Here is a 19,503-nt window from a genome sequence, read left to right on the forward strand (position 1 = left end):
TTCATATGGCAAGCCCTGCTCAAGCAATCAGAACTAAGTTTTTAAATACATTTTTTTCACGATATTCCGTTTGGTTTCTTTGTTTATTTATCGCAGTGTATTTGACTTGGGTCATTTTCCTGCATGAATCACATTTTATTTACTATTTTTTTTCAGACACTGTCCTTAATATCGCATGGGTGATCAGTATTGCACTCAGTTTGGTTGGTGTTTATGACATTATTCAAACAAAACATGCCATCTTAAAAAACTATCCAATTATGGGGCACTTTCGTTTTGTCTTTGAAAGTTTCCGTCCTGAAATTCGTCAATATTTCATTGAATCTGATGAAGATGCGCTACCTTTTTCACGCTCGCAGCGTAGTTTGGTCTATCAACGCGCTAAAAATGAAAATGCGGATAAACCCTTTGGTTCTATTATCAATGTATACCAAGATGATTATCGCTTCCTGACGCATTCATTAACACCTTGCGTACCAGCTGACCATAATAACTTCCGAATCGCGATTGGAAATCAACAATGTACGCAACCTTATAGCGCTTCAATCATGAATATTTCAGCCATGAGTTTTGGTAGCTTAAGTGCAAATGCCATTCGGGCACTTAATAAAGGTGCGCAACTGGGCAAGTTCTACCATGATACTGGTGAAGGTAGTCTTAGCCCTTATCACCTTGAAAATGGAGGAGATATTGTCTGGGAACTCGGCAGTGGATATTTTGGTTGTCGAACTTTAGATGGAAAATTTGATCCTGAAAAATTTCAATCACAAGCTTCAAATCCTGCGATTAAAATGATTGAAATCAAACTTTCACAAGGTGCTAAACCGGGGCATGGTGGTATTTTACCTAAAGATAAAATCAGTGAAGAAATTGCTCAAATTCGTGGCGTTCCACGTGATCGAGATTGTGTATCACCTGCTGCACATTCTGCATTTAGCACCCCTATCGAAATGATGCATTTCATTCAAAAACTACGCGAATTATCTGGTGGAAAACCTGTTGGTTTTAAACTATGTATAGGACAACCTTGGCAATTTATGGGTATTGTCAAAGCCATGTTAGCCACTAAAATTGTGCCCGATTTTATCGTCGTTGATGGCTCAGAAGGTGGCACTGGCGCAGCTCCCATTGAACTGATTGATCATATGGGTACACCACTGCGTGAAGGTTTACTTTTTGTGCATAATACCTTAGTTGGTGCGGGACTACGCGACCAAGTGAAAGTGGGTGCAAGTGGCAAAATCATCAGTGCTTTTGATATTGCTAGCACTATGGCGATGGGTGCAGACTGGGTCAACTCCGCTCGTGGTTTCATGTTTGCTGTGGGTTGTATTCAAGCGCAGAGCTGTCATACCAACCAATGCCCTGTTGGCGTTGCAACTCAAGATAAAGAACGTCAAAAAGCGCTAGATGTACCAACAAAATCTGAACGAGTTTATCATTTTCAGCAAAACACTTTAAAAGCACTTGCAGAAATGATCGCCGCAGCAGGTCTACAACATCCATCAGAAATTAAAGCGCATCATTTAGCACAGCGCATTAATGACCGTGAAATCAAAAACTATGCTCAATTACATTTTTGGATGAAAAATGGTGAATTACTTTCTTGTGAAAATAAAGATGACGAAAATTTTTATTTTAGAATGTGGAATTTAGCTTCTGCTGAAAAGTTTTAATATTATTTAAACATTTACAAAAATAAAAGAGGATATATTCCTCTTTTATTTTATTTATACAAATGAAAAATCGCTAAATACACATTTATTTTTAAAAGCCGATCAAAATAAAAATAATGACAAAATATCTATACAGAATCTCTATCATTTCCCTAAGATTAAATCTCAAAATATGTATGATCAAACTTTGAGAAGCATAAAATGTTAAAGATTAAAAACGTTTTGTTATATATGAGCTTAAGTATCGCTACACCTGTTTTTGCAACAGTTGGTGGACCACAAAGTATCGAAGTTTTAGGTTATGATGCCAAAGATCAAAAAGTTTATTTACTTCGACATTTTGAGGATGAACGTGGTCGACTGCCACAGCTCTATTATTATCAATTTAAAAACAATAAAAACCCCAATAAAATCATTCAGGTTAACTCTTTATACATCAACCCTAAAACAAAAAAAATTGATTATGATCAAGAAGATACTAAATTCAATCAAGAACTCAATAAAATTCAAAAACGTTTACAACCTTTAAGGTCTGTAAAAGTCGAAAATCATATTTCTTATCTTCAGAAAAATATAAAACAAGTCCCAACGTGGTATGATGCTCAACAAACCCAAGCACAAACCACCTATACATATCGTGTTTCCAATCCTTCATTTCAAAGTAATATAGAAAAAGCTATTGCCTATAACTCCAAATTAAAAGTTAAACAGCAATTTATTATTCCTAAACAAGATAAAATGTTGATCACAGTACAATATCGAGGCATTCCGTTTGAAACAGGTTATGATATTGAAGACCCCATTTTAATGCTTAAAAAATAAACTCTTTCTACAATTAAAAAATGCACTTTACAGTGCATTTTTGACTCAATTCATTTATTTTTTTGTTCTAAAAATAAAAGATTAAAATAATTTTCATCTATTTAAAATAAATTAGTATTTGCTTTGGTATTTCCTAAACTTGGATTATCAATTGCATCTTTACACTGTGCCTTATCACGTTCATAGTCTGTTTTTTTCTGTATTAAATTATGATCTCTTTCTAAAGTTGCACGAGCAAAGCTATCTAAACTTGTTAAAGATTTACGACATAAAGCATATTTTCCTTCTGTCACAGAATCTGTCATTTTAACATTGATACGCCAATCCGTACTGAGTTTACGCACTGGTTTTCTAACCTTTTCCTCTATTAAATTCAATTGTTTACGATAAACAAAAGGTTCTACTTCATTTATTAACTTCCATGCTTCATTTGCATATACAGTTGCATCATTTGTCAGTTTTGGTGCAGGCTGAATTGGTGCTTTTGGTTCAGCGTCTGAAGATGATTGACCACAACCTTGCAAAATAACAAGACTGAGGATAATTAAGTTTGACTTCATCAACGCAGGAAATTTCACCAACAACATAGTAAATCGCCAAATTAAACAATTGAGCACTATGCTAGTAAATTCGAGTACAATACACAATCTTGATTTTACCTTTTGTTTTACTCCCAATTAGGTGTTACGTGTCTCAACACACAAGCTCTATCGTCAAGCCTGCTGGATTTTGGCAAGGTGCTAAAGATAGTCAAGCGATTATTTTTACATATTTACCCGTTTCCTTTGCTTTTGGTGTCTCTGCAACTCAGTTTGGATTTACCGCATGGGAAGCTTTGTTTTTATCATGCTCTATGTATGCAGGTGCCAGTCAATTTTTAGTCGTTGCATTACTTGGTAGTGGAACTTCAATTTGGATGACAGCACTGACTGTGATCGCACTTGATATACGCCACATTCTTTATGGACCTGCATTACAAAACCTCATTCAAGATCGTTTAAATCTTAAAAAAACAGCCATTTGGTCTTGGGGTTTAACTGACGAAGTTTTTGCTGCGGGTATGATTAAACTTTCACAAAGACGTCAAGAATGGTCTGAGTCTTGGATGTTAGGCTTAAGTTTATTTAGCTGGCTGTCATGGGCTTTAGGTTCTTTTTTAGGAGGGCTATTCTCTGACCAAGTTGCGCATTTACCTCAGTTTTTACAAGCTGCGCTCGACTTTTTATTGCCTGCCTTATTTTTAAGTTTTTTATTGGCAGCTTTTGAGAAAAAGCATACTTTTGTTGTCTGTATTTCTTTGATTGTTGCTGCTATTTCATGCTATTTCATCAATTTATCCGCAGCTATTTTCATTGGAATATTATCAGGAATACTTGCAGGAATTTTCAAACATTATGTTTTAAAACAACATGATGATATTCCTACCAACACTTCAGGAGAAACAAATGAATCTTGAAATTATTTTAGTAGGAATTGTCGTTGGTATTGCAAATTTTGCCTCACGTTTCGGTCCATTTTTTTTAATTCAAAAAAGCCAACAAAATAAACAACAACGTGGTGCAACATGGCTTAAAATTGCTTTAGCAAGTATTGGAATTTCTGCCATTAGTTCTATGCTCATTGTAGCGACTTTGCCAGCCCTGATTGAAACACCAAATAAAAGCTTTGCGATGTTTGTTGGTTTTATCGTACTTATGGGTATTTATTTTAAATTTAAAAAAATTGTATTGGCAACTTTAATTGCTGCAGTTTCGTATGGCTTGGTATATACCTATTTACCGCTTTAAAACCTAAATAAACGCCCGAAAATAATTGGAAAAGCCTTGTTGTTTATATGCTTCATAGGCTTTTCGCAACTCATCGCCATAGACTGGATCAGGATTATTGAACTCTTTATACAATACCCTAGGCATTAACGGGTTTTGTGATTTTTGGCTCACCAATAAAGCAATTAACTGGCAAAAACCTTCTTCTGCTTCCTGAGTATTAAATTGATACTGATGCTGTGAAACCAATACATGCCCAATTTCATGGCTCAAAACCCAGACTAAATTTGCTGTGGGCATACCATAAATCACATAAATTTGTGCATTTAAATGTTTATTTTTAAAAAACATATCAGTGGCGATGATGTTCGTTGCCAAACCTTCCGCTTGCTCAAAACCCAAAGAAATCATTTTTTCTTTACTGACTAAGCTAACGTAAGTATGACCCCGTGTAAATTTCAAACCTAAGTCTTCAATTTGCTTGAGTACCCATTGCGCTACGACTTGTAAATTTTCACGACTCACAATGATATGTTTCGCACAATCTTTACAGAGCATACGACCATCCGCATAACTTAAAATATCGTGTTTAAAATGCTGATGTTGACAATAATAACAAGGATATAAAACTTGGCGTTGAAAATAATCTAAAATCATTTTTTACTTTATTATTCTGCGAATACTTTTAATTTTTGTATAGACTCAACCAAAGTTTGATTGAGCTGCTCAGAATGTTTAATCAGTTTTTCTTTCTGTTTTTCGTCATTTTCCCATTGCTTCTGATTTTTCAACAAATAAATTGAATCATCATTATAAGCAATAAAAGCAGCTCGAACTTTTTTACCTTCAGGTGTTGCGAAACTAGCTTGATCGAGAGATTGGCTCAAAGCTTGTAAATTTTTAATCACGTCAGCGACCTGTGCTGTCTGTTCAACTGTTGCAGTTTCAGCATCTTCTACAATCATCGTGGTCATTTTTTGCATATCCACTTGCTCCATCAAACGAACAAATAACTCAAAATCAGCTTGATAAGCTTTTTGGGCATTTTGTTGTTTCATTTCGATGTTTGTTGCTTTATCAGCATAAACGAAGTTAAACATTGAAGTGCTCAAGAATATCGTAGTTGCAAGTAAAAGTGGGCGAATCATATTTTGTATCCCTGATGATAAAATTGAATTTATTTAAGTATTTTACTGAGATTAAATTTTAGATTTTTTTATATAAAAATAAAGGGACATTTTATCAAACATCCCTTTCTGTGCGCTTAACGATGGGTATGAATCGACATTACAATACCAAAACTCGCTAATAATGCAATCACAGCCGTTCCGCCATAACTCATTAATGGTAATGGATCCCCTGTGACAGGCAAAATTCCGCTCACCATGCCTGAGTTTACAAATACAAAGAAAAATAATGATAAACCAATTGTACCTGCTAAAATTCGTCCATAATTATGAAAACAGCCAAGGCTAATCATCATACAACGGAAAATAATTGCTGCGTACAACAAAAATAGTAAAAAAACACCAATAAAACCAAACTCTTCGGCATAAGTTGACATAATAAAGTCAGTATGATGCTCAGGCAAATAGCCCAACTGCGACTGCGTTCCACCAAGATAACCTTTGCCTGTAAAGCCACCTGAACCAATAGCAATTTTAGATTGAATAATATTCCAACCTGCACCTAAAGCATCTGATTCTGGATCAAATAAGGTTAATATGCGCTTCTTTTGATAGGTTTGTAAGACAAACATCCAAACTAAAGGCAAAGCCATGGCTGCTGCTACAATAGCACCAATGATTAATGTCCATGACATACCACTTAAGAACAGCGCAAACACGCCACCAATCACAATCCCTATGGCTAAATCAGGTTGCAATAATGCCAAACCAAAAGGCACAACCATTAAAATTAATGCACCGATTACATGACGAAATTTAGGCGGTAAAGGTTGACGTGAAAAATACCAAGCCATCATTAATGGCATTGCGAACTTAGTAAACTCACTGGGTTGCATACTCCCAATACCAGGAATCGTTAGCCAACGTTTTGCACCAAGTCGAACATCTCCCACCAACAGAACCAAAACCAATAAAATAATGGCAAAGATATAAAAATATGGGCTAATCGCTTGATAAACTTTAGGTGGAACTTGCGCACACAAAAAAAGTAAAATAAAGCCGACGATAAAACTGACACCTTGACGTGCCAACATCCCAACATCCTGATCAGATGCGCTATAAACCATTAATAAACCCAGTGCGGCATTGATAAGCAAAAATGCCAATAACCAAGGGTCTAAATGTAATTTATCCCATTTTGAAATAGTTTCATTGAAGCTGCGACCATCCCTTAAGGAATGTCGTAAGAAGCGATATTGCTCGGTGGGTGGCATTTTATTTTCTACAAAAAAATAAGAAACAAAATTATAAAGAGAAAAGTCTAAGAAAACATCTTTCCCTTTATAATTCTTATGAATTTGCTCAATTTTATTGTTGTGCCATTAAAATTAAACGAGCCAATTCTAAATCATCTGGATAAGTAATTTTTATATTGTCTGAACGCCCTTGAACCACTTGAACGGTTTGCCCAATAAACTCTAAAGCACTTGCTTCATCTGTAATGACACATTGGTTTTTTAATGCGTGTTCTATTGCTTGTTTGAGTTGAGCTATTGTCGACATTTGAGGCGTTTGTGCCTGCCAAAGTTGCTCTCTACTCACAGTTTTGTCAATCTCATGGTTTTTAGCAACATGTTTTAAAGTATCACGTACTGGAACTGCTAAAATTGCACTGCTTTCAGTCTGTTTTACAACATTTAATAATTGATTCAGACAATCCAAAGTTACACATGGACGGGCAGCATCATGTACCAACACGACGTCCTCTGGTTCAGCAATTTCGGTTAGATAAAGTAAAGCATTCAGCACTGAATCTACACGTTCAGCACCGCCTAAACAAAAGTGAATTTTATCCTTTTGTTCAAATGCTAATGTTTGAGCAACATCATCTTGTTCGCCTATTGCAAGCACACACCCCGCAAGAGGCAACTGCATTAAACGATTTACAGTATGTTCTAAGACCGTTTTATTTTGAATCAATTGATATTGTTTAAGTTCTGTCTTGGAGAAACGACTTCCCGAGCCTGCCGCAGGAATAATTGCCCATAACTTACGGTTGTTCAGGTGGGATTTCATCTTCATTGGTTCTGTCGTCTACTGGCGCATTTGGATCAATATAAATAGGTTTGTAATGGGTACTAATCGTACTCATTTGTACAAAAGTTTCATGTGGTTTAATTAGACCTAAATCAAGACGTGCATGTTCTTCTATCGCTTCTGCACCATTTTTTAAGTCATATACTTCTGCTGCCAAAATACGATTACGTTCTTTTAGCTCATTATTTACTTCAGTCTGTTGCTGAATTTGCTGCAATAATGCTTGATGTGGAAAATATCCACCATCACCAAACCAATAACGGTATTGCAATATAATAACGATCAACAGTGCAATAATAAAAATAACTTTACTTGATGTTGACTTAAAGACTTCTAACATATTTAGGGCTATCGACAAGAGTATGAATTATCGACAAAGTATATTTAAAATCAGTAGTTTACTTTTAAAGAAAACACTTTAATGTATACAACAAATTAAAAATATCTTTGTCTAGTCAGAGTATGACTAATTTTTTCTCAAGCTTCAGTATAAAACTTGAAAAGGTTGTTGCTATTTTCACATTTTCTGTTCTATGACTTTATTTTCATCAACAAAACCATTCTATGCTTCAATAACAACAACCTTTTTAGCTTAGTTCAAACCTTTGAATTCAGCCTTACCACGGTAAGCCGCTTTCGTTAATTCTTCAATACGAAGTAATTGGTTATATTTTGCTACGCGGTCAGAACGGCAAAGTGAACCTGTTTTGATTTGACCTGCTGCTGTACCTACTGCAAGATCCGCAATTGTAGAATCTTCAGTTTCACCTGAACGATGAGAGATAACAGTGGTATAACCATTGTCTTTTGCAAGGTAAATCGCATCTAAAGTTTCAGTCAACGTACCAATTTGGTTGTATTTGATTAAAATAGAGTTACCTACTTTCTCATTAATACCACGTTGTAAAATCTTAGGATTTGTAACGAATAAATCATCACCAACCAATTGGATTTTATCACCAAGGATAGAAGTCAAATAAGACCAGCCTTCCCAATCAGACTCATCCAAACCATCTTCAATAGAGATAATTGGATATTGGTTTACAAGACCTGCTAAATAGTCAGAGAATTGGTTGCTTGTAAATGCTTTGTTGCCTTCACCTGCAAGAATATACTGACCATTTTTGTAGAATTCTGAAGATGCACAGTCAAGCGCAAGCATGATATCAGAACCCGCTTTATAACCAGTTTGACCAATTGCTTCAAGAATTACAGTAATTGCTTCTTCGTTTGAACGTAAGTTCGGTGCAAAACCACCTTCATCACCAACAGCAGTGTTTAAACCTTTTTTGTTTAATACTGATTTTAAAGAATGGAAGATTTCAGCACCCGCACGAAGCGCTTCAGAGAATGAAGTGAAGCCTACAGGCTCAATCATAAACTCTTGAATATCAACGTTATTATCTGCATGTGAACCACCATTGATGATGTTCATCATTGGTACAGGCATTGTTAAAATGGTTTGACCACGTAAATCTGCGATGTATTGGAAAAGTGGAATTTTCTTTTCATCAGCAGCAGCACGTGCAGCAGCGAGCGATACTGCTAAAGTTGCATTTGCACCTAATTTTTCTTTGTTTTCAGTACCATCAAGCGCAATCATCGTATTATCGATGTCTTTTTGCTCAAATACAGACTTACCAACCAAAGCATCACGGATTAAAGTATTTACATTATTAACCGCTGTTTTAACGCCTTTACCTAAATAACGCGCTTTATCGCCATCACGAAGTTCTAAAGCTTCACGAGAACCAGTTGAAGCACCAGATGGTGCACATGCACGACCAACAACGCCAGATTCTAAAATTACGTCTGCTTCGATGGTTGGGTTACCACGAGAGTCCAAGATTTCACGTGCACGAATGTCAACGATTTGGCTCATGAATAATTCCTCAGTTGAATGAATAAAAGATACCAAAATGGTATCAATGAGTATCTAACTTCTTGAATCCTTTTACTAAAGTATCCAATTCTTTTAATTGTGCCAAGAATGGCTCAAGCTGTGACATACGTAATGCACAAGGACCATCACATTTTGCCTGTTCAGGATCAGGATGTGCTTCTAAGAATAATCCTGCTAAACCTGTTGCCATACCTGCACGAGCAAGTGTGGTAATTTGTGCGCGACGCCCACCCGCAGAATCTGCACGTCCACCCGGCGTTTGCAAAGCATGTGTGACATCAAAAAACACAGGGACATTCATTTCTTTCATGGTATCAAAGCCCAACATGTCTACAACTAAGTTGTTATAGCCAAATGCTGAACCACGCTCACACAAAATTAATTTGTCATTTCCTGCTTCCAAACATTTATGCAAAATATGACGCATTTCATGTGGTGCAAGAAACTGGGCTTTTTTGATATTGATAATGGCTTGCGTTTTTGCCATGGCTTCAACCAGATCAGTCTGACGACTTAAAAATGCTGGAAGTTGTATAATGTCTGCAACTTCAGCGACTGGTGCCGCCTGATAAGGTTCATGTACATCAGTAATGATAGGAACATTAAAATGTTTTTTAATGTCAGCTAGCCACTCTAAGCCCTTTTCCAAACCAGGACCACGGAATGAATGTAGGCTTGAACGATTCGCTTTATCAAAGCTTGCTTTAAATACATATGGAATATCTAAGCGTTTACAGATATCAACATAAGTTTCTGCTATTTCAAACGCTAAATCTTTAGACTCAAGTACATTCATGCCGCCGAATAGTACAAATGGCAAATGATTTGCCATTTGTATATCGCCTAAACGTACAATTTCTTGTGCTTTTAATTGTGACATTTAAACTTCCTAGTTGTCGCTATATGCTTATTTACTATTTTGGTGCTGTTGTTTAGCAGCATCAATAAAGCTAGCAAATAATGGATGACCATCACGTGGTGAGCTTGTAAATTCTGGGTGGAATTGTACAGCAATAAACCAAGGATGTTCAGGAATTTCTACAGTTTCAACAAGATGTTGTACCGCAGAATAACCAGAAATTTTCATACCTGCTTCTTCAATAGCAGGAATAAAACGATCATTCATTTCATAGCGATGACGATGGCGTTCTGTGATTTCTGCTTTTGCATAAACTTCACGTGTTTTTGTGCCTTCAACCAATTCAGATTTTTGTGCACCTAAACGCATTGTACCGCCTAAGTTTGACTCGGCACTACGATGTTGAATTTCGCCACGCTCATCTAACCATTCAGTAATTAAACCAATCAATGGGAATTTAGTTGAACGGTTAAACTCTGTTGAAGTCGCTTCTGGCATACCTGCAACATGACGTGCAAACTCGATCACAGCCAATTGCATACCCAAACAAATCCCTAAGAATGGTACTTTATTTTCACGTGCAAACTGAATCGCTTTCATTTTGCCTTCAGTACCGCGCTCACCAAAACCACCTGGAACAAGGATTGCATCTGCATCTTTCAATACTTCAGCAACATTTTGGCTTTCAAGTTCTTCAGCATTGACATAGTCAATTTGAACTTTAACGCGGTTTTGAATACCTGCATGTAAAAGTGCTTCATTGACAGACTTATACGCATCTGGCAGTTCAACATATTTACCCACCATCGCCACACGCACTGTGTATTCCGGGTTCAATAATGCTTCAACAACGTGATCCCAATCTGAAAGATCCGCTTCTGGCAAATTGTCATAACCAAAACGTTCACAGATTAAATCATCAACATTTTGTTCATAGAATGTACGTGGAATTTGATAAATTGAACGCGCATCTTTACATACCACAACTGCACGTGCCTCAACGTTAGTAAATAACGCGATTTTACGAGTTGTGTCTGCATCAACATCATGCTCAGTACGACAAATCAAAATGTCAGGTTGAATACCAATAGACAATAATTCTTTTACAGAATGTTGTGTTGGCTTAGTTTTAAGCTCAGCAGCAGACTTGATATATGGCAATAAAGTTAAATGCATGAGCATTGTACGTTTATGACCAAGCTCAACCATTAACTGACGTACAGATTCCATGAATGGGAGAGATTCAATGTCACCTACCGTACCACCGATTTCGACGATGGCAACGTCATAGCCTTCGCCTGCACGAAGTACACGTTCTTTAATATTGTCCGTAATATGTGGAATAACTTGTACTGTACCGCCTAAGTAATCACCACGACGTTCTTTGTTCAAGACATCCTGATAAACACGACCAGAAGTAAAGTTATTCAATTTGGTCATTTTCGCACGACGTAAGAAACGCTCGTAATAACCCAAATCTAAGTCCGTTTCAGCTCCGTCTTCTGTAACAAAAACTTCACCGTGTTGGAATGGGCTCATAGTCCCAGGATCGACATTAATGTATGGATCCATTTTGACCATGGTCACTTTTAAACCACGGGCTTCTAAAAGTGCAGCAACTGAAGCAGCTGAAATACCTTTACCTAGTGATGATACAACACCACCAGTGACGAATATAAAATGGGTCATTAAGTTTCTCGTACAATGGAGCCTAAATTGGCCTACAATGTTGTGCGATTTTACTTTACCTTGTACCTAGAAAGCAAAGTCAATTCACATCAATTCATAGAACAATAAACAATTGGCTATTCTATCAGCATTTCCAATCAAAAATTAACATTACAGTACATGATTTTTATCTCTAATTTTATTGTTATAATAGCCTTACTCCCTAGAAGCTATATTTTGTGTAAATATGAATAAAAAAATTTTAATTTGTGGTTTGATTGCTACAGGTCTTGTTTTAACAGCATGTGTGAAAAAAGAAGAGCCTAAAAATGATGAACCTGAAAAAGTAGAAACAACTCAAACACAGCAACCTGTACAACAACCTGCTCAGTTTGAAAACCTTGATTCTGCTGAACATGATCAAGATGAGACTCAACAGCAGCCAACTCAAGTGAATAATCAGCAACAACCTGCTCAAGCAAGTCAAACTGATACACCAAGTACAGCATCAAATCATCAAGTTCAACAACAGCCTGTAACTGCAGCACCTGCTCCAGCACCAACGCCTCGTGTAGAAACGCCAGCACCTCGCCCTGTTCAAGCAACTGAAACGACACGTACAGAAGCGCCAAAACCTGCAGCACCGAAGCCAGAAGCAAAACCTGTAGCTGTTGAAACTGCACGTGCAGAAACACCTGCACCAAAAGCAAACTCAAGTGCTGCTCAAACTGAAGATGATGCCGTTGCTGCGGCAATCGCTGCTGCTACACCTGCGTTAAAAAACTAAAAATTTAGTATTTAAAAAAGGGAAATTATAATTTCCCTTTTTTTATTCACGCTACATCAGTATCAAGTTTCATACATGATATGAAAACTTTAATTTCTTATGTAAGTTATGCATTAGATTGATTTTATCCTTAACTTAAAACACTAAGCTGCGTGTTGTTTTGGCTGAATCATATTATGCACAGCAAGTACATTTGCCAAAATTTCATCTGAAAGTAATCCTTCAGCTTTGATCAAAGCTAAAATACTCTCACCTGACTCATTTGCCATCTTTGCAATTCGTGTAGTAGTTTCATAACCTAAATATGGGTTTAAAACAGTCACAATTCCAATTGAGTTTTCTACTAAATGCTGACAATGTGCTGCATTGGCACGGATATTTTGGATGCATTTTTCATTTAACATTTGCATCGCTTTGCCTAATAACTCAATAGATTCAAATAATTTAAGCGCAATTAATGGTTCAAATGCATTTAACTGTAGTTGCCCACCTTCTGCAGCCAAAGTAATTGCCAAATCATTTGCAATAATTTGATAACACGCCAAATTCATCGCTTCAGGAATGACTGGATTTACTTTTCCTGGCATGATTGAACTACCAGGCTGACGCGGTTCCAATTGGATCTCGCCTATACCTGTACGTGGTCCACTCGATAACAAACGTAAATCATTAGAAATTTTAGACAACTTTGTTGCAGTACGTTTGAGTAAACTTGATAAAAGTACAAAGTCACCCATATCTGTCGTCGCCTCAATCAAATCAGGCGCACTTGAAATATTTTTACCTGTAATTTCTGATAAAGCTTGAATTGCTTTTATACGATACTCAGTTTCGGTATTAATTCCCGTACCAATTGCTGTTCCACCTAAATTAATGACACTGAGTGAATCAGGCATAATATGATTTAATTTTTGCAAATCATTTTGTAAGGTGTGCGCAAAAGCACTAAATTCTTGCCCTAATGTCATCGGCACAGCATCTTGTAACTGAGTACGCCCCATTTTCAAGATATCAGAGAACTCGTTAGCTTTGCTACTTAAGCTTTCAATGAGTTTTTGAAATGGAATATTCAGATGATCCAATGCAAATAATAAACCTATTTTTATTGCACTTGGATATACATCATTGGTCGACTGAGACATATTTACATCGTTATTGGGATGTAGATGTTGATATTCACCTTTTGCATACCCCAAAAACTCCAATCCAATATTTGCAATAACTTCATTGGCATTCATATTTGTAGAAGTTCCAGCCCCACCCTGAATCATATCAATAGGAAAATGGCTATGGTATGAACCATTTATCAATTGCTGGCATGCATATTGAATCGCATTATATTTATGTTCTTCGATTTTATTTAATTTAAAATTAGCATCCACACAAGCGGATTTCACCATAGCAAGCGCTTGAATAAAAATAGGAAAATCACTTAACTTATGCACACTTAGATTAAAATTTTCAAGCGCTCTTAATGTTTGCACACCGTAGTAGCAATGAAATGGAACTTCCTTGCTTCCCAATAAATCCTTTTCAGTTCTCGTTTTAATTTCAATGTTCATTTGCAATGTAGCTCTACGAAGATGATGAATTTATCTTAGGTGAAATAATCCAAACTTGACCAATGTAAAAAAATATATCTGTATGCATTTTTTGCATATCACTTGTTATACTTTCATGAGTTAAATATTTATTGGTAATCAGACATGACGCTTGAAATTCGCTGGATTGAGGATCTTCTTGCATTGGATCAAGAAAAATCGATCTCTAGAGCAGCATCTATACGTCATGTCACGCAATCAGCGTTTACACGTAGAATACAAAATATTGAAGCATCGTTGGGATTTCAAATTTTAAAGCGTTATAGTAAAAATATTGATTTTACAGATGCTGGTCAAGTCTTGCTATCAACAGCAAAAAGTATTAAAAACCAAATGAATACAACGATAACGTATTTAGAAAAAAATATTAAAGACAATGAACTTTCGATTAAATTTGCCGTATCCCATTCTCTCATTACTCAGTTTTTTCCCAAATTTATTCAAAAATTATATTCAGACTATAATGACCTAAAATTAGAAATTATTGCTGCAAATCTGCAACAAGGCATACGTTTATTAAAAGATGGTTCTTGTGATTTTCTCATTTGTTATTGTGATCAACTTACTTTACAACAATTGGATGCTACGCTTTTTACCTACCATAAAATTGTAAATATGCAAATTGTGCCCGTGACAGCCAGCAAAAATGAATTGCCTAAATACGAACTCAATCAAACTTTCCCGCTTTTAGCCTATAGTAGACAAGCCTATCTGAGAAAATGTGTCGATAAAATGATAGAAAATAAACTGAATTATCGAACTTTATATGAAACAGATAATGCCAGTGACTTAAAAGCTTTGGCTTTACAAGGCTTAGGTATAGCGTGGTTACCTCGTTTACTCATTGAAGATGAAATCAATGAAAATAAATTAAAAATACTGGATGGTTATAGTTTCTTCCAAGATATTTATATTGTTCGTAGTAATATGATTTACTCTCAAAAGATAAATTTCGTTTGGAATTATTTAGCACTTACATAAACCATTTCTCAAATTTTTTAATATTTACACGATTCCATCTATTTAAAATCAATAAAGCATCACAATTGGATCATTAAAACGGATAGATCAAATAACAATATCTGATTTATCCGATTATTTGATCACTTTATCCAATATTGATTGGTCATTCATATCATGAATATTGCTGTAAAAAACCTGCGATTAGCCTTGATGCCCATGATTTGGTATTTAAACCCTCATAGAAACCACAATGACTGCCCTTTTTGGTGATGACTACAATAATATTTGACATATTTTCAATGGTTTGCTTAAAAGGCTCCAGATTTTTAATTGAACAAACTGGATCATCTTCAGCATTTAAAATCATCAATGGAATTTTAACATTTTCAAACACATAAATCGGGTTAATCGCCTGATTATAACTCTGATAATCTGAAAATCCTGCCATTTCAAAATACTCATTTTGAAATTCCTGCAAAGTTTTGGTCTGTAAAACAGTTTGTACCGAATCTATTTTTGCCCAGGTTTGCGCATAGGGCGTAATAAAAGCTTTAAATAATTTTTTGGTCATGACTTTGGTATAAAAAGGATGCACATTGGCAAAACCCAGTTCAGTATCATAACCCGGACACATGGCAAAAGCGGCTTTAAATGGTGTATTTTCAGCTTCCTCCCCCAAGTAACGTACCAATAATCCTGTTCCTGCCGAAGAGCCGACAGCATACAGTTCAGATTGTGGAAATTTCTGTTGAATACACTGAATTTGCTCACGTAAATCTGCGGTTGAACCAAAAATCGACATTTGTGGTACAGGCATCGGTAAGCCTGCATGTCCACGGCGTAAACACAGTGCAATGCGCCATCCTGTATAGTCATGCAAATCTTTGACTAACTCACGCATACTTTCAGGCGTACCTGTGATGGTATGCATGATCACAATCGTTGGCGTATCCTGAGGTAAATCATAGCCATACCAAGCAATCGCCGTCACCCCACCATCTTGCATGGTCAGTTGCTCAATCCGATCGTATTGTAACTTGATCATCTTTTTCTTGATGATATCAAAATATAATAAATGCACATGCTGATTACTCAACCACGGTGTCGGTCGATATTTTTGTTGCAGTTGTGGCAATTGTGCCAACACCGTTTTCATCTGTCCCTGTGGGTCATAATACATTTTCGGCAATTCTGCACCAGTGAGTTGATCCAGTACATGTTGCGTCATTTGACTGACTTTATTCAGAATAGACATTGCTCATCTCTACATTTTGGACATTTTAAAATACAGCTTTGACTGCGATACAGCCCTTCATTCAGGAATACCTGTGTATTCCTGAACAGATTTACATTTGATTATGCTTGATATTGGGCAAAACGTGCGCCCATTTTCACTGCAAGTGCTTCTAAACCACTTTTTGGACGTAACATCACTTCAAATTCAACAATTTGACCTTGTTCATTAAAGCGAATCATATCAATGCCTTTGAGTTTCTTTTCACTGACAATAGCCGAAAACTCCAAGACCACACTTTGTTCATCTTCAGTAAAAAATTCACGGTGATAGGTAAAGTTTTCGAAAATCTCAATCACATTACTCAAGATAAAAAATACCACCTGTTTTCCTTCATAAGGATTAAATGCAACAGGTGAACGAAAGACCACATCATCTGCGAGTAATTCGTTGAGAATGTTCATATCACGGGTTTGAACCATGCGATGCCATTTTTGTACGGCAGTTTTGGTATTGGTATAGCTCATTTTAATGTCCTATTTGGATTCCCTTCAATTCAAAATAATCTCCCCTAACCCCCTCTTTACAAAAGAGGGGAAAATCTGCGGATCTAATAATTATTAGATCCGCAGTGCTCCTCCCTTTTTTAAAGGGAGGTTGGGAGGGATTCTTCAAAAATTAATAGCGCTTCTTCTCCTTTCTGAAGATATGAAGCATTACTTCGCAAGGGAGCAGTTCTTTTAAATAAATAATTAAAGAGGATGCTATAAATTTAAAAAAATATTAACACCCTCTCCCTGAGCCATATATGGCGCAAGAGAGGGGGAAAAACACATTTGAAAAAATGATGTTCCCTCTCCTTTCAGGAGATGAGAAGTGTACTTCGCAAGGGAGAGGTAAAAAAACTAAATCACCATCGCCAATTCAGCGCCTTGACGAATGGCACGTTTCGCATCCAACTCGCCTGCTTCTTTCGCACCACCAATCAGATGCACAGATTTACCATCTGCCTGGAGTTGCTCAAACATCGCGGTATAAGATTCTTGCCCTGCACAGATCACAACGTTATCTACATCCAATACCATGACTTTATCAGCCACAGTAATATGCAAGCCTTGATCATCAATCTTGTCGTAGCTTGCACCCGGAATCATATTGACATGACGGTGTTTCAAGCCTGTACGGTGAATCCATCCTGTGGTTTTACCTAAGCCTGCACCGACTGAATTGGTTTTACGTTGCAGTAAATAAATTTCACGTGGTGATTGCTCGACTTCAGGTGCTTTTAAGCCACCAACATGTGCATAAGTGGTATCAATACCCCATTCATCATAGAATTTCTGTGGATTTAAACTACCACTTTCACCTTCATGAGAAAGATATTCCGCAGTATCAAAACCAATCCCGCCTGCACCAATGATGGCCACTTTTTTACCCACCGGCTTACGGTCACGTAATACTTCGATATAAGACAAAACTTTAGGATGATCAATGCCTTCAATATTTAAATGACGTGGTGTAACCCCTGTTGCAACCACAATATCATCAAAATTTTCAGCGCTGAGTTCTTCATACGTCGCAGTATGATTTAACACAAGTTTAATGTTTGGCTGAAGCTCAATTTTACGTTTGAAATAACGTAAAGTTTCATAAAATTCTTCTTTGCCGGGAATAGTTTTGGCAATATTAAACTGCCCACCAATCTGATTGGATGCTTCAAAAATCGTGACTTTATGCCCGCGGTCAGCCGCATAAGTCGCAAAACTGAGTCCCGCAGGACCTGCGCCAATGACTGCAATATTCTTAACGGTTGCTGTATCTTTGAAAATCAGTTCAGTTTCATAACATGCACGTGGATTGACCAAACAAGTTGCTATTTTCATTGAGAAAATATGGTCTAAACACGCCTGGTTACAACCGATACAGGTATTAATTTCATCTGCACGACCTTGTTCAGCTTTTACAACAAAGTGCGAATCGGCAAGCATTGGACGTGCCATTGAGATCATGTCCGCATCGCCCTGAGCCAACACGTGTTCAGCCATTTCAGGGGTATTGACACGGTTTGAGGTAATTAACGGTACATTCACCGAACCTTTTAATTTTTTCGTCACCCATGTAAATGCAGCACGTGGTACTTTGGTCGCAATGGTCGGAATACGTGCTTCATGCCAACCAATTCCTGTATTAATAATGGTTGCACCTGCTTTTTCGATTTCTTTCGCCAACTGAATCACTTCTTCTAAAGTTGAGCCGCCTTCGACCAAATCAAGCATGGATAAACGATAGATAATAATGAAGTTTTCACCCACTTCCTCACGGGTACGACGCACGATTTCTATCGGGAAACGAATACGGTTTTCGTAGCTACCGCCCCATTCATCATCACGATGGTTAGTCCGTGCTGCAATGAATTCATTGATCAGATAACCTTCTGAACCCATGATTTCAACACCATCATAGCCTGCAATTTGCGACAATTTGGCACAGTTGGCAAAGTCTGCAATGGTTTGCTGAACTTCAGCCGAAGTTAAAGCATGTGGTTTGGTTGGGTTAATCGGCGCTTGAATTGCCGATGGTGCAACATTTTCAGGCTGATAAGAATAACGTCCTGTATGCAAAATTTGTAAGGCAATTTTACCACCTGCATCATGTACTGCCTGTGTAATCACTTTATGCTTTTCTGCTTCTTCCAAGGTATCAAGTTTAGAGCCTCCAAAGAAAGTTACACCGTGATCATTCGGTGAAATTCCGCCTGTTACAATTAAACCAACGCCGCCTGCTGCACGCTCTGCATAAAATGCAGCCATACGGTCATAGCCACCGTCAACTTCCTCAAGCCCTACATGCATAGAACCCATCAATACGCGATTTTTTAAAGTGGTAAAGCCTAAATCCAATGGCGCAAGTAAATGCGGGTAATTAGACATGTGAACTCCTTGGCGTGCTTTCGCTGGCTGGTCTTTGAAACTTCTCAGTTAATTTTTTAATGCAACAAGT

19 protein-coding genes are annotated in these 19,503 nt (G+C 37.0%); 6 read left to right on the forward strand and 13 right to left on the reverse strand.

Annotation, left to right across the window (positions count from 1 at the left end):
• Nucleotides 1-5 precede the first annotated feature (5 nt).
• Both HX005_RS14410 and HX005_RS14415 read left to right on the forward strand, forming a co-directional pair.
• Complete coding sequence (locus HX005_RS14410) at nt 6-1,676, forward strand: FMN-binding glutamate synthase family protein (protein WP_286377880.1); 1,671 nt, start codon at nt 6-8, stop codon at nt 1,674-1,676.
• A 201-nt stretch (nt 1,677-1,877) separates the two neighbouring features.
• Complete coding sequence (locus HX005_RS14415) at nt 1,878-2,498, forward strand: aminotransferase (protein WP_286377881.1); 621 nt, start codon at nt 1,878-1,880, stop codon at nt 2,496-2,498.
• Between the two features lie 101 nt (nt 2,499-2,599).
• On the opposite strand, the gene HX005_RS14420 is transcribed toward HX005_RS14415, so the two are convergent.
• Complete coding sequence (locus HX005_RS14420; protein ID WP_502872751.1) at nt 2,600-3,058, reverse strand: hypothetical protein; 459 nt, start codon at nt 3,056-3,058, stop codon at nt 2,600-2,602.
• A 149-nt stretch (nt 3,059-3,207) separates the two neighbouring features.
• Here HX005_RS14420 and HX005_RS14425 point away from each other — a divergent pair, with 149 nt between their 5' ends.
• Nucleotides 3,208-3,954, forward strand: a complete 747-nt coding sequence (locus tag HX005_RS14425; protein WP_286377910.1) for an AzlC family ABC transporter permease — start codon at nt 3,208-3,210, stop codon at nt 3,952-3,954.
• The gene (gene ygaH / locus HX005_RS14430; protein ID WP_286377883.1) at nt 3,944-4,285 is read left to right on the forward strand and encodes an L-valine transporter subunit YgaH; all 342 of its coding nucleotides are present in this window, start codon (nt 3,944-3,946) and stop codon (nt 4,283-4,285) included. The genes HX005_RS14425 and ygaH overlap by 11 nt, the downstream gene beginning before the upstream one ends.
• Before the next feature lie 3 nt (nt 4,286-4,288).
• On the opposite strand, the gene HX005_RS14435 is transcribed toward ygaH, so the two are convergent.
• The 8 genes from HX005_RS14435 to pyrG form a co-directional block, all read right to left on the reverse strand.
• Entirely contained in the window at nt 4,289-4,921 is a 633-nt protein-coding gene (locus HX005_RS14435) for a protein DA1 (protein ID WP_286377884.1), read from the reverse strand.
• Nucleotides 4,922-4,932: 11 nt separating this feature from the next.
• Entirely contained in the window at nt 4,933-5,412 is a 480-nt protein-coding gene (locus HX005_RS14440; RefSeq protein WP_286377885.1) for a hypothetical protein, read from the reverse strand.
• A 116-nt stretch (nt 5,413-5,528) separates the two neighbouring features.
• Nucleotides 5,529-6,665, reverse strand: a complete 1,137-nt coding sequence (rodA, locus tag HX005_RS14445; RefSeq protein WP_107009785.1) for a rod shape-determining protein RodA — start codon at nt 6,663-6,665, stop codon at nt 5,529-5,531.
• Between the two features lie 94 nt (nt 6,666-6,759).
• Complete coding sequence (ispD, locus tag HX005_RS14450; RefSeq protein ID WP_286377886.1) at nt 6,760-7,473, reverse strand: 2-C-methyl-D-erythritol 4-phosphate cytidylyltransferase; 714 nt, start codon at nt 7,471-7,473, stop codon at nt 6,760-6,762.
• Complete coding sequence (locus HX005_RS14455) at nt 7,442-7,828, reverse strand: septum formation initiator family protein (protein ID WP_107009783.1); 387 nt, start codon at nt 7,826-7,828, stop codon at nt 7,442-7,444. The genes ispD and HX005_RS14455 overlap by 32 nt, the downstream gene beginning before the upstream one ends.
• Before the next feature lie 252 nt (nt 7,829-8,080).
• Nucleotides 8,081-9,370 (reverse strand): phosphopyruvate hydratase, encoded by a 1,290-nt coding sequence (eno, locus tag HX005_RS14460; RefSeq protein ID WP_286377887.1) that lies wholly within the window; start codon nt 9,368-9,370, stop codon nt 8,081-8,083.
• Nucleotides 9,371-9,413: 43 nt separating this feature from the next.
• Nucleotides 9,414-10,271: a 3-deoxy-8-phosphooctulonate synthase gene (gene kdsA / locus HX005_RS14465; protein WP_107009781.1), complete on the reverse strand. Its 858-nt coding sequence runs from the start codon at nt 10,269-10,271 to the stop codon at nt 9,414-9,416.
• Nucleotides 10,272-10,298: 27 nt separating this feature from the next.
• Complete coding sequence (gene pyrG, locus HX005_RS14470; protein WP_107009780.1) at nt 10,299-11,939, reverse strand: CTP synthase; 1,641 nt, start codon at nt 11,937-11,939, stop codon at nt 10,299-10,301.
• Between the two features lie 226 nt (nt 11,940-12,165).
• Between pyrG and HX005_RS14475 the strand changes: the two genes are divergently transcribed.
• The gene (locus HX005_RS14475) at nt 12,166-12,705 is read left to right on the forward strand and encodes an internalin (RefSeq protein WP_286377888.1); all 540 of its coding nucleotides are present in this window, start codon (nt 12,166-12,168) and stop codon (nt 12,703-12,705) included.
• Nucleotides 12,706-12,848: 143 nt separating this feature from the next.
• Here the strand turns inward: HX005_RS14475 and HX005_RS14480 are convergent, their stop codons facing one another.
• Nucleotides 12,849-14,267: an aspartate ammonia-lyase gene (locus HX005_RS14480; RefSeq protein ID WP_286377889.1), complete on the reverse strand. Its 1,419-nt coding sequence runs from the start codon at nt 14,265-14,267 to the stop codon at nt 12,849-12,851.
• A 144-nt stretch (nt 14,268-14,411) separates the two neighbouring features.
• Here HX005_RS14480 and HX005_RS14485 point away from each other — a divergent pair, with 144 nt between their 5' ends.
• Nucleotides 14,412-15,287, forward strand: a complete 876-nt coding sequence (locus HX005_RS14485; RefSeq protein ID WP_286377890.1) for a LysR substrate-binding domain-containing protein — start codon at nt 14,412-14,414, stop codon at nt 15,285-15,287.
• 154 nt (nt 15,288-15,441) lie between these two features.
• On the opposite strand, the gene HX005_RS14490 is transcribed toward HX005_RS14485, so the two are convergent.
• From HX005_RS14490 to HX005_RS14500, 3 genes are all read right to left on the reverse strand, one after another.
• Nucleotides 15,442-16,524 carry a YheT family hydrolase gene (locus tag HX005_RS14490; RefSeq protein WP_286377891.1) on the reverse strand — a complete coding sequence of 361 codons (1,083 nt, stop codon included), beginning with the start codon at nt 16,522-16,524 and terminating at the stop codon, nt 15,442-15,444.
• Between the two features lie 101 nt (nt 16,525-16,625).
• Nucleotides 16,626-17,030: a nuclear transport factor 2 family protein gene (locus HX005_RS14495; protein WP_286377892.1), complete on the reverse strand. Its 405-nt coding sequence runs from the start codon at nt 17,028-17,030 to the stop codon at nt 16,626-16,628.
• Nucleotides 17,031-17,408: 378 nt separating this feature from the next.
• Nucleotides 17,409-19,433, reverse strand: coding sequence for an NADPH-dependent 2,4-dienoyl-CoA reductase (locus tag HX005_RS14500; protein WP_286377893.1), 2,025 nt, complete (start codon nt 19,431-19,433; stop codon nt 17,409-17,411).
• Nucleotides 19,434-19,503 lie beyond the last annotated feature (70 nt).

It is taken from the genome of Acinetobacter sp. R933-2 (genome assembly GCF_030325485.1).
GTDB lineage: Bacteria > Pseudomonadota > Gammaproteobacteria > Pseudomonadales > Moraxellaceae > Acinetobacter > Acinetobacter sichuanensis.

Excerpts from the sequence above, each read along its gene's own strand:
- HX005_RS14410 (WP_286377880.1), top strand. The coding sequence starts at position 6 with ATGGCAAGCCCTGCTCAAGCAATCAGAACTAAGTTTTTAAATACATTT.
- HX005_RS14415 (WP_286377881.1), top strand. The coding sequence starts at position 1,878 with ATGTTAAAGATTAAAAACGTTTTGTTATATATGAGCTTAAGTATCGCT.
- HX005_RS14420 (WP_502872751.1), bottom strand. The coding sequence starts at position 3,058 with ATGAAGTCAAACTTAATTATCCTCAGTCTTGTTATTTTGCAAGGTTGT.
- ygaH (WP_286377883.1), top strand. The coding sequence starts at position 3,944 with ATGAATCTTGAAATTATTTTAGTAGGAATTGTCGTTGGTATTGCAAAT.
- HX005_RS14435 (WP_286377884.1), bottom strand. The coding sequence starts at position 4,921 with ATGATTTTAGATTATTTTCAACGCCAAGTTTTATATCCTTGTTATTAT.
- HX005_RS14440 (WP_286377885.1), bottom strand. The coding sequence starts at position 5,412 with ATGATTCGCCCACTTTTACTTGCAACTACGATATTCTTGAGCACTTCA.
- rodA (WP_107009785.1), bottom strand. The coding sequence starts at position 6,665 with ATGCCACCCACCGAGCAATATCGCTTCTTACGACATTCCTTAAGGGAT.
- ispD (WP_286377886.1), bottom strand. The coding sequence starts at position 7,473 with ATGAAGATGAAATCCCACCTGAACAACCGTAAGTTATGGGCAATTATT.
- HX005_RS14455 (WP_107009783.1), bottom strand. The coding sequence starts at position 7,828 with ATGTTAGAAGTCTTTAAGTCAACATCAAGTAAAGTTATTTTTATTATT.
- eno (WP_286377887.1), bottom strand. The coding sequence starts at position 9,370 with ATGAGCCAAATCGTTGACATTCGTGCACGTGAAATCTTGGACTCTCGT.
- kdsA (WP_107009781.1), bottom strand. The coding sequence starts at position 10,271 with ATGTCACAATTAAAAGCACAAGAAATTGTACGTTTAGGCGATATACAA.
- pyrG (WP_107009780.1), bottom strand. The coding sequence starts at position 11,939 with ATGACCCATTTTATATTCGTCACTGGTGGTGTTGTATCATCACTAGGT.
- HX005_RS14475 (WP_286377888.1), top strand. The coding sequence starts at position 12,166 with ATGAATAAAAAAATTTTAATTTGTGGTTTGATTGCTACAGGTCTTGTT.
- HX005_RS14480 (WP_286377889.1), bottom strand. The coding sequence starts at position 14,267 with ATGAACATTGAAATTAAAACGAGAACTGAAAAGGATTTATTGGGAAGC.
- HX005_RS14485 (WP_286377890.1), top strand. The coding sequence starts at position 14,412 with ATGACGCTTGAAATTCGCTGGATTGAGGATCTTCTTGCATTGGATCAA.
- HX005_RS14490 (WP_286377891.1), bottom strand. The coding sequence starts at position 16,524 with ATGTCTATTCTGAATAAAGTCAGTCAAATGACGCAACATGTACTGGAT.
- HX005_RS14495 (WP_286377892.1), bottom strand. The coding sequence starts at position 17,030 with ATGAGCTATACCAATACCAAAACTGCCGTACAAAAATGGCATCGCATG.
- HX005_RS14500 (WP_286377893.1), bottom strand. The coding sequence starts at position 19,433 with ATGTCTAATTACCCGCATTTACTTGCGCCATTGGATTTAGGCTTTACC.